We start from the raw sequence: 8,946 nt of genomic DNA on the forward strand, positions 1-8,946 counted from the left end.
TGAAAGGCTGGCAAAAGTAGCCAAGCGATTCCGAGAGGAAGCAGAGACTAAACCTCCGGGACCCGAACGGGACGAGCTCATAAAAAAGGCTCATCAGGCAGATACGGCCGCTCACATAGACCAATGGGTTTCCTCGCCGGGATTGAGACCGCCGACCTAAGAGTAAGGCCGCTGGTGGGTCCGGGATTTGTGCTGCAGGTGCCAGAGCAGACTTGCCAGCGTGGCATCGGGCGCTGGCCTGTTGCCCCCTGTGGCCTAATTTGAATCGTTAAGTACACAAGTGAACTTACTGGGCGATCGTTTTGGCTTATGTCCCGGCCCGCTCATAAGCGGACCCGATCCGATGGAATACAAGGGAGTTGAATACACCGTTGTTCAAATGGCGGGTGGCGCCGGGTGGAAATGGGAAGTCAGGTTTGATGACGGCAAGAACAAATCCGGTGTAACTCCGGAAAGTCGAGAGCTTGCAATCAAACTCGCTGAATATGAGATTGATCGCGTCGTAAAGGACAGAAAGTAAGGCCGCCTCAGTTGGCGGCCTCTTTTATTTCGTAGCGCTACGAGCGCCGGACCCGCTGCCAGCCCCGCGCCCCGCAAAGGGAAACCCCAGCCCGGAGGCGATCCGGTATCGGCCCTTGCCAGCGGCGTCGGCCGACACCTCTGGACCCTAGCTGACAAAGCGGGCTTGGCGGGAAATCCCAAGTCTTTGGCTGATGATCACAAGGCCTCTGAGACAGTAGTCCGCTAATCTGTCCTTATTTTAGGACGGGCGGGGGCACTGTGCGTTACTTGGCCTTGATGGCAACAATTGCTTTAGCTGGCTGTGCTGGCAGCCTCGCAGGAAATGATGCTCATATTTACCCCTGCTGCTTCGGCCAAAACATCGTTGGCAATGAGACTTATGTCACCGTTTCCAACGTCTACAACGAAATGGACGCTTTGCCGCTGCTGACGGCTTTCTAAAAATCAGTTTAGGTCTCGCCTTCCTGGTGGCTGCGGGAAGCGTCGGCTATCACTACGCCGTATACATTCCAACGCGAGATGCTCAACTTGACAACGAGCGGCGCTTCGAGAAGGCGCATTCTGAATACGGTTTCCCCAGCCCCAAAAACAGGATCAGTTGTTGCGTTCACGTTCACTCCCCGATGATCCGTTCGTCAGAATGATTGCGAAACCGATAGGCGCACCGACGATTCCGCCGAGAAGACAAAATCCGACCGCCGCATTGCGCGGGATGATCTTGGACGTCGAGTACGGCGGCCACCCTTGCGCCGGGTTGAGGTTGAAGTCGCTCGCCCCTGGTACGCCCTCAGTCGCCCCTTACTCGGTCGCGGTCGATGGGCAGCTCATTCGACCATCGCGGCGCTCTAACTTGGTTGAGACTGATGACGGCGCTCGTAAGATACCGGATACGTCTTGTTGCGGAACTGAATCATCGGGTCCGCGGGTTCGATGCCGGCAGGCAAGAGCGCCGGCAAGAACATGAGCGCGCGTTCGGTCGCCTCGCTGTCCGGCACCACCGAAGCGACGGTCAGCGTCCCCAGCGTCGTGATCTTATTGGTGCTCGCCCAAGCCACCGATGGATCGTCGATCTTGTCGTCCGGCGCTGCGAGTTGCAGCACCACCTTGAATCGAACCGCTCCACGGGCAACGCGCTGGCGAATCTCGTCGTCCAGATAGTTGGTCGCCGCCTTGGCACTGTCGTCCTTCGACAAGACTTGGCACTGTCGTCCTTCGACAAGAAATGTCGGCCGGCGTCGGGAAGCAGCTGATAGCGCCCAATCGTCACGGCGCCCTTTTCGTTGACGAACTTGAAGCTGTTCACGCCGAAGTAGGTGGTCGTCGCGTAGCTCACCGGCGGTGGATCCCGCGTGGTCATGAACGTCTTCGCGGCCGGGTGCGTCTCCTGAAAGGCCTCGATTGGCGTCGGCGACGGGACCCCTGGCTTGCTGCCGGCAAGCGCCAGGAAGAATTGCTGAAATTCCTCGGGGTTCTTCGCCGGAAAGCCGTTGTACGAATGGGTGACGAGATCGGTGTCACTGCCGTCGGGAAGACGAAACCTGATGGCTAGGCCACGCGGGGCGGCCCGCGGATCGGCATCGGCGATCCTGGGTATGCCCGAATTGGCCGAGAACCGCACCGTGACCGGCACCTCGTGCTTGAAATGCAATGCCTTGCTCACACTCGCCGCCTCCGCGCTCGGAATGAACTTGCCGAGTAGGACGACGCCCTTGGCGTGGGCCGCACGCTGCGTCGTTTGCTTGCCGAACGCCGAGTTGAGCGCATCGACGAACGATTCGGGGGTCGTGGCCATCGCGGGCTCCTTCCGTGTGTTGATCGCCGTCCTCCGTTGGAACGATCCCTTCCCCCGAGCTACGCGCCGAGGGTCCCGGCGTTCAAGCTCGACCTCATACCGGGTCCGCCGGTCGGCTCGATCACTCGCGTCAGCGCGAGCCTGAAACCGTACTGGGCCCCCGAGTTCCAGTGCGTGCCATATCTCGCGCACCTAAGTCCGTTCTGATTTCGTCCGCGGCCGCGGGTCTATGACCATGGTGAGGCTGGCAGTGCGCGGACGATAGCGCCAATGTCGCCTTGCGCTTCCAACTGCTCGATCCCAACATTGATGATTGCGAGATCTTCAGCCATTTTTCCGAGGGCAAGGCTTACATTGTAATCTGAATCTGAACGCAGCTTATTAAGATCGACGATGAGTCTATGACGGTGAGCCCTCAGATCCAAGAGCGCACGTCCGTCCTTCAAGCGAACATAGGCGTCGACGATCTGCTCGATTGCCATTGCAGTTTTGGCCATTTGACGTGCGCTGAGGTCTATCATTTCGTCAGGCATTGGAATCCTCCCCGCTCCCGCTGCCTAAGTCATGCGTCCCCGTTCGGGATAAAGTATGAATTTCTGCTGCCCAAATTGGGGCACCCAAACCAGCCGCTTAAGTGCTTTTAAGCTTGCCAGTAATTGACATTGGGACGCGACGGGAAGTAGCCGCCGGGAAGAGCCTGCCCGGAGCCCCGGCACAACTGCTGGGAAATGACGAAACCATTATGTCGGCCCGACGAAACATCCGCGCAACAAAGTCCGACTATGAGACGCGTGTTTTCAGCGCAGGCGATTGGTGGTCACGTCAAATGATTGAAGCGGTCGCGATAATCGTCGGTCTGTTTGGCGCCGGTGTCTTTGCATTTCAGTTAGTTGAAGCTCATCTAAGAGCTGGCGACTGGTTGAGGCGCCTTCGGTCGGTGAGATCGATGTACCGCCTGGCTTCCTGAAAGCAAACCGGCGCTGTCTCGAGCGCCAGAAACCGGAACTCACAAAAGTGAGCGCGGAAAAGTGAGCGCGGAACCTAAGCTCCGCGGCACTTCGCGGCTCGAATAAAGGGGCTATCAAATCGCGCTGGCGACGATGAACGCGATGCCGCTGGCCATTGAGACGGCAATGAATGTGCCGGCTGCCAGGTCCCAGATCCCACTATAGTCTTTCATCAAGGGCTTGCTCCCGTTGGCCCGCAGCCGACAAAATCTAAACCGCTGTTGCCAACGAAGGTTCCTCGCTGCTTTTTCCTGCGTCGGCATCATTGGAGCGGAACTGAAAGTCGGTTCCGGCGCCATGAGAGAAGCCCCGCGCCCCACAAAAGCTAGTCGCAATGGCAAGCAAAGCCTGCGGCCGCCGCCGTCTTGCCCGATCGAGTGGTGAGCAGTTCGTAGCTGATCTTGGCACCCTCGGCGAGCCTGGTGTAGCCCGCCTTCTCGAACGCCGAGACGTGGACGAACACGTCCTTTCCGCCGCCATCGGGCTTGATAAATCCATACCCCTTGGCTGGATCAAACCACTTCACCGTCCCCATCGCCACGTCGGCATCTCCTCTTCGAAAGTTGATCAAGCGAACGTGATTCGTCGGTCGAACTGGCGGCACGCTCGTGGCGAAAAGCGGTCGCTATGACGATCCAGCGGCGGCTATCCGCCTTAGGCCTTAACAGATAGTTAGCATCAGCCTTCTGGCGTGTGCGCTGGCCTGTTTCGAACAGGTGTTGCACCAAAACATCAAGCTGGATCGAAATTGGACGGTCGGAAGGAAATCCCTTTGACTGTGCGATAGGACCGTCGTTCCTTTCGAGCAGGGCGCGGGGCGCAAGATTTAGGTGGTGCACCATGCGTGAGGAGTTCGTTTCTAACAGCTTCCTCGCTGTGACCGTTGTGGGCCTTGTGTTGCTTTGCTCTGGATTGATCGCTTTCGCGCTTACCTGATCTGTGCATTGTCGGACCGAGCCAAACCCGCCGGGGTGTGAACTGGCGGGCCCGTGAGCGCGGGACCGCTTGAGCCCCGCGCCCTTGTTTCCTTACCGCCTCGCCCTGCCGGGATGCGCCGCTAGGAATTCCAAATCGACAGCGATTGCGCGCTCGATCCGCTCGGATTTGAGGTCAGTGTACTTATGTTTGGCCCGCCGCCAGTGGCCAGCCCTGACATCCATTAAATTGGGCCGTGCATTCGGCCGAGCGTTAACGCCGTTCGGCGCATTTAATCCATTAAAAATTAACTGGCGAATCCCATGATCGGCCCGACCAAATGACGGCGGTCATTAGTCGAGCGCGGACCGTCGCCGATTCAAAAACGGCGATGGCGGTTACTGCAATTCTCGAAAGACAGAGAGAACGGAGTAACGTCTCATGCTCAACGGCATTATGAAGGCAGCAGCGTTCATTGGTTTCGCCGTCATCGCAGATCAGTTTCTGGCCGATGGCGTCTACACCGACGCAACGCTGTCGATGCTGCGGCAGATAGAGCATTCGTTTCACTAAGGCGGCTTCGCGGCGGCGTCGCGCGTGGTGACGGAACGCGATTGAGGCGCGGAGCGAACACTCCGGCGCCAGCGGCGTGAATTTGACATTTGCTATCCGGTTGGAGAGCCCTGCTCGCGCCGCTCAGCGGCTGACGTCGGCGTGCGCGTTCCAGCTGCTCCAGCTCACGCTGGTGAGGCTGCGAAAATCGGTCGCGACCGGCCGCCGACTCTGCCTTTCGTAGGCGGCGATGCATTGCTCGGATTCGGCGATCTTTCGCTTCAGCTCGGCCAGTGAATTCTGGGTTCGGCCGCCTCTTGCGATCTCGCCCATCGTGAAGCGCGCCGCTTCCAGGGCCTTCAAAGCGTCGCGGTTCTTCTTGAGCTGAACCCTGTGCCAAGCGATTTTGCTATCGCTGTCGCCACTCATCCTCGAGCTCCTGATTCGGTATCCGCCTATCATGACACGGACCGCCGCGCCGGATCAGCCGGCGGCCACATCGGTGCTTCGTCGACGGAAAATGGATGGAGGCTGTGGCGGGCCTGCAACGCGCAGGCGGCGGTAAACTCTGAAACGGGATTTTTCAAAAAAAAGCGCGGGAGGCCGCTTCCGGCATGACCCGCCCGGGACCGTCTGGTCCTGCGAAGCCTTTCAGGTCTCCCAGTCGTCAAGCCCGTATTCGCGATAAATGGCCTCGCGATCGTCTTCGGGAAACAGCCTGCATTTGGCCTGGGCGAGGTGCAGGTTGAGGGTGCCGGATTGGCAACCGGCGGCCAGGAGCTTTTTGATGTCGGCCATGTGCGTGGACGGCTGGTGTTTCTGCGGAAGCTGCTCAAGTGCGATCAATGCGGTCGCCAATGCTTCCGTGATCACCCATTCGTCGTGGCCGGTGATTCCCTTCCTTGGCATTCAGACCGTCCTTTCGCCCCTGACCTGCGATGCGAAGCCACCCGGTTGCCAACATCCCGACCAAGCTTGTGCGAACGCGGCCACGGCAAGGATATCGAGACGAACACGGCGTCTTCAAGACCGAAGCCCGCGCCATTGCCGCTTTATGCGGCAGCTTCTTCAAATCCGGGTCGCTTTCGCCCGCCTGCCGAGGAAGGGTTTTGCGGCGAAGCTCTCAGCTCCAGGAATTGCGGAAATCTTCTCCAGCGCCGGCAACAGGTAATTGAGAAACAGTTGCGCATTCTCGCTCATCGGAAAATGGCGGAGGCCCTTCATGATGGTGACGTCGTGAGGACGACGGCATGATAAAGGGACCCGGCGCCGCCGACACGATTCGCCCCTCGAAGATCGAGATCAGCCAGGCGGACTGGCCAATTTCGAGAAGGAAGGTCGTGGTCAGGAATCGTCCACGCCGGACCAGCTTGGCGGTTCAGAATTCCGCATCATTGCGGCGGCGAGTTCGGTCATGCGGACTTCTGAACCAAAAGCCCCACCAGAAAACAAGGACTGGCCAGCGTGCTTTCGATTCCGAAAAACAAGAACGCCGCAAAATGATGCGAACTTCGGAATCGGGACACTAGCGCCTCATCGCCATTGACCCGCCCTGTCAACGCTTCGATCATCGCCCGCTCTCCCTCCTGCCAATCCCGCGGAGCCGCCACCGTTGTCGGTATCACGGCAGGAAAGGGGCGAGGTCAATCGCACCGGCACTACAATACCATCGCCAACCCCTTGGTCGGACTTGGCTAATCGAGCCGTTGGCCGTCAGGACCGGGCTGGCGGATCGCAAACCTCGACTACAGCCAGGCGCATACCAATGCCAGATTGGCGACACAGGCCGCCAATAGCGCGACCGACAGCGTCACACGCACGCGATCGCAAGAGGTTTGCTGGATCGTTCCCATGACGGGCAAAGCATCGGGCGATTCTAGGCGGAGAGTCTCGCAGGATATTTTTCGCCCGATTTAAGGACTCGTTTACGACTCAAGGAGGAGCGAAGCCCAGCCTCCCGGCCGGCGCCCGGCGACGTTTGGTCCGAGCTGCGCCTGGCGCTTTTTCCCTATGGCGTTGCTGCCGCCAGCGAGGCCTGCTCGGCGGCTAGCGCCACGCAGGTTTTGCGGCGATGCAGCCCCCGGATGGCGCCCGTGACCTTCAAAACCCTGCCGACAGGGCATGAGGAATCCTGGACGAAGGCCACCTCGTAGGGCGCCAGCATCAGGGGTTCGGATTTCAGGACAGTCTGGGCCAGGCACGGCGAAGCGATCGCGCAGTACACTAACGCTGCAATGAAAAGACGCATTTCAGTTGTCCAGAAAGGGCAAACGCATCATACCCGATCGGAAGCAAAAGTGCCGCGACCTGCGAAAATTATTTTTGCTGGCGCCGGGCCGAGGCGACCGGCGCGACGGAAGGCACGGCCTGACGCTCGACGAGAAATGGCCCGGCCCCGGCCTGCCAACAAAAAAGGCCGGCTGATGCCGGCCTTTTCGCGATCATCGAAAGATGAATCAGTACCGCGCCACGGGACCGCCCCAGCCGAAGCGATAATTGACGCCGAGCTTGACCGTATGCTCGTCGTCCCTCAAACGGCTACCGAGGATCTCGGCGGGTCCGGTGGTGAAAGTGGTGTTGCCGAAATTGTAGTACTGGTACTCGCCTTTGACGGACCAGTTCGGCGCGAACATGTATTCGAGACCGGCGCCGACGGTCCAGCCGTTGCGATGATTGGCATCGGTCGTGAAGGCCCCCGGCGCGCCGCCGACACTGACACCGATATCGTCAGCGCCGCGCCAGGCGTAGCCGCCCTTGGCATAGAGCAGGGTCGGACCAAAAGCGTATCCGAGACGTCCGGTGACCGAGCCAAGCTGGTTGGGATTTGCGGTCACCAAAGTGCCGCCGGGGAAAAGCACGCCGTTGTTGCTGTTGCCGGTGAGCCAGCTGTACTGCGCCTCGGCGCCGAGCACCCAGTTGTTCGCGAACTGGTAGTCGAACCCGCCTTGCACGCCGCCGACGAATCGCGCGTCGCTGCCTTGCAGGCTGTTGGAGCCAGCGAACTCTCCGCCGATGTGGCCACCGACGTAGAAGCCCGTCCAGTTGTAGACAACTTGGGGTACCGTATAAACCGGCGCCTTCGTGTAGGTCCGCTTCGGAAGGTCGGCGCCGAGTGCAGGCGCAGCGAACGCAATACAAGCGGCTGCGCCGAGCAGTAGTTTCTTCATGTTAATCCCCGTTCCTGGCGTGATCGACATCAACCAAACAACGTGGCGCCAGTTTGGTTGCTTCGAGGCAACGCCGCCGCCTGTTCGTTTCGCCGCGTGATCGCCGCATAATGGGACGCTTGTTCCCGCATCAACCCGGCTTTCTGCGGGCGAATAGCCATCGCTGGTTGGTCTTGCGGCCCGGCTTTCCGGTTCAAAGCTCGCTGAATTGTGATCGAAGTTCCCTTGTTGGCCGCACCGGATATAGGGACTGCCAAGCCGAAAGTAAGACGCAGCCGAAGGTAAGGTTGCGCTATTCACCTTCGCCTTTGGGCGTCATCGTGTCAGCTTTTCCATTTCGGGGAACGCCGCATAGACGGCTCCGGCGCAGGTCTCGGCTCCGTTCTCGATCATGCGGTCGAGCCGGCCGTTGAAAAAAAGAACCGCGCGGTCGCGCGGCTCGCGGTAGCTGCCGTCGGATTCGCGCATGGAATAGCGCAGGCAGGCGACATAGCGGGTCTTGCCGCTGATGTCACGCGGCGCCGGCTCCGCAATCGCCGCATCTCGCACGCCGACTGGATTGTTGAGATAGGTTTTCAGGAAGGCCAGCAATTCGGTTCGGTAGTTGCTTGGAAACGGTTGGTTGGGGAATTTGTCTCCGCCGCCGAAAAGGCCGACGCTTCGGCCGTCGTCGCCGCCCGCGCAGGCCGCGAGCGCGATCGAAAGCAGCATCAGGATCACCGCATGCTTTGCCGATATCCCCAACTGCAACCCGTCTCTTGAAATCCCCAATTCGGAAAGCGTTCTAGTGTCTTGATTCCGAAGTTCGTATCATTTTGCAGCGACCAGGTTTGCGAACTTCGGAATCGAAAGGACACTAGAACCTATCTCAAAATTGCCTGAAGAGGATAAGTAGGCAAGCGAGTTGAACGAAACCGAGAAAGTTTTGAGGATAGAACTCCCAGCGGACCAGCAGGCGCCGGCGCCACTGAATCCAGGCGAAGAAGCGTTC

The 8,946-nt window shown here is 59.4% G+C and carries 13 protein-coding genes; 3 read left to right on the top strand and 10 right to left on the bottom strand.

The genetic code is table 11. The features are described 5' to 3' along the window. Nucleotides 1-343: 343 nt before the first annotated feature. Both VNX23_RS18720 and VNX23_RS18725 read left to right on the top strand, forming a co-directional pair. On the top strand, nucleotides 344-520 hold the full coding sequence (locus VNX23_RS18720; RefSeq protein ID WP_325632415.1) for a hypothetical protein: 177 nt from the start codon (nucleotides 344-346) through the stop codon (nucleotides 518-520). 278 nt (nucleotides 521-798) lie between these two features. Continuing rightward, nucleotides 799-963 (top strand): hypothetical protein, encoded by a 165-nt coding sequence (locus VNX23_RS18725; protein WP_325632416.1) that lies wholly within the window; start codon nucleotides 799-801, stop codon nucleotides 961-963. A 568-nt stretch (nucleotides 964-1,531) separates the two neighbouring features. Here VNX23_RS18725 and VNX23_RS18730 read toward each other — a convergent pair. The 3 genes from VNX23_RS18730 to VNX23_RS18740 form a co-directional block, all read right to left on the bottom strand. Continuing rightward, entirely contained in the window at nucleotides 1,532-2,314 is a 783-nt protein-coding gene (locus VNX23_RS18730; protein ID WP_325632417.1) for a catalase, read from the bottom strand. A gap of 227 nt (nucleotides 2,315-2,541) precedes the next feature. Further along, the gene (locus VNX23_RS18735) at nucleotides 2,542-2,847 is read right to left on the bottom strand and encodes a hypothetical protein (RefSeq protein ID WP_325632419.1); all 306 of its coding nucleotides are present in this window, start codon (nucleotides 2,845-2,847) and stop codon (nucleotides 2,542-2,544) included. A 799-nt stretch (nucleotides 2,848-3,646) separates the two neighbouring features. After that, nucleotides 3,647-3,862, bottom strand: a complete 216-nt coding sequence (locus VNX23_RS18740) for a cold-shock protein (RefSeq protein ID WP_325632421.1) — start codon at nucleotides 3,860-3,862, stop codon at nucleotides 3,647-3,649. 815 nt (nucleotides 3,863-4,677) lie between these two features. On the opposite strand from VNX23_RS18740, the gene VNX23_RS18745 reads away from it, so the two are divergent. Further along, a complete protein-coding gene (locus tag VNX23_RS18745; RefSeq protein WP_325632422.1) occupies nucleotides 4,678-4,809 on the top strand; it encodes a hypothetical protein in 132 nt (43 codons plus the stop codon). A gap of 123 nt (nucleotides 4,810-4,932) precedes the next feature. On the opposite strand, the gene VNX23_RS18750 is transcribed toward VNX23_RS18745, so the two are convergent. From VNX23_RS18750 to VNX23_RS18780, 7 genes are all read right to left on the bottom strand, one after another. After that, complete coding sequence (locus VNX23_RS18750) at nucleotides 4,933-5,217, bottom strand: hypothetical protein (RefSeq protein WP_325632424.1); 285 nt, start codon at nucleotides 5,215-5,217, stop codon at nucleotides 4,933-4,935. A 222-nt stretch (nucleotides 5,218-5,439) separates the two neighbouring features. Next, on the bottom strand, nucleotides 5,440-5,697 hold the full coding sequence (locus VNX23_RS18755; protein ID WP_325632425.1) for a hypothetical protein: 258 nt from the start codon (nucleotides 5,695-5,697) through the stop codon (nucleotides 5,440-5,442). A 159-nt stretch (nucleotides 5,698-5,856) separates the two neighbouring features. Continuing rightward, on the bottom strand, nucleotides 5,857-6,012 hold the full coding sequence (locus tag VNX23_RS18760) for a hypothetical protein (protein WP_325632426.1): 156 nt from the start codon (nucleotides 6,010-6,012) through the stop codon (nucleotides 5,857-5,859). Nucleotides 6,013-6,200: 188 nt separating this feature from the next. Then, nucleotides 6,201-6,359, bottom strand: coding sequence for a hypothetical protein (locus VNX23_RS18765; RefSeq protein ID WP_325632427.1), 159 nt, complete (start codon nucleotides 6,357-6,359; stop codon nucleotides 6,201-6,203). 437 nt (nucleotides 6,360-6,796) lie between these two features. Continuing rightward, nucleotides 6,797-7,036 carry a hypothetical protein gene (locus tag VNX23_RS18770; protein ID WP_325632429.1) on the bottom strand — a complete coding sequence of 80 codons (240 nt, stop codon included), beginning with the start codon at nucleotides 7,034-7,036 and terminating at the stop codon, nucleotides 6,797-6,799. 208 nt (nucleotides 7,037-7,244) lie between these two features. Next, complete coding sequence (locus VNX23_RS18775) at nucleotides 7,245-7,955, bottom strand: outer membrane protein (protein WP_325632430.1); 711 nt, start codon at nucleotides 7,953-7,955, stop codon at nucleotides 7,245-7,247. 315 nt (nucleotides 7,956-8,270) lie between these two features. Further along, nucleotides 8,271-8,666, bottom strand: coding sequence for a hypothetical protein (locus VNX23_RS18780; RefSeq protein ID WP_325632431.1), 396 nt, complete (start codon nucleotides 8,664-8,666; stop codon nucleotides 8,271-8,273). Nucleotides 8,667-8,946: the final 280 nt, after the last annotated feature.

Source organism: Bradyrhizobium sp., assembly GCF_035570375.1.
Classification (GTDB): Bacteria; Pseudomonadota; Alphaproteobacteria; order Rhizobiales; family Xanthobacteraceae; genus Bradyrhizobium.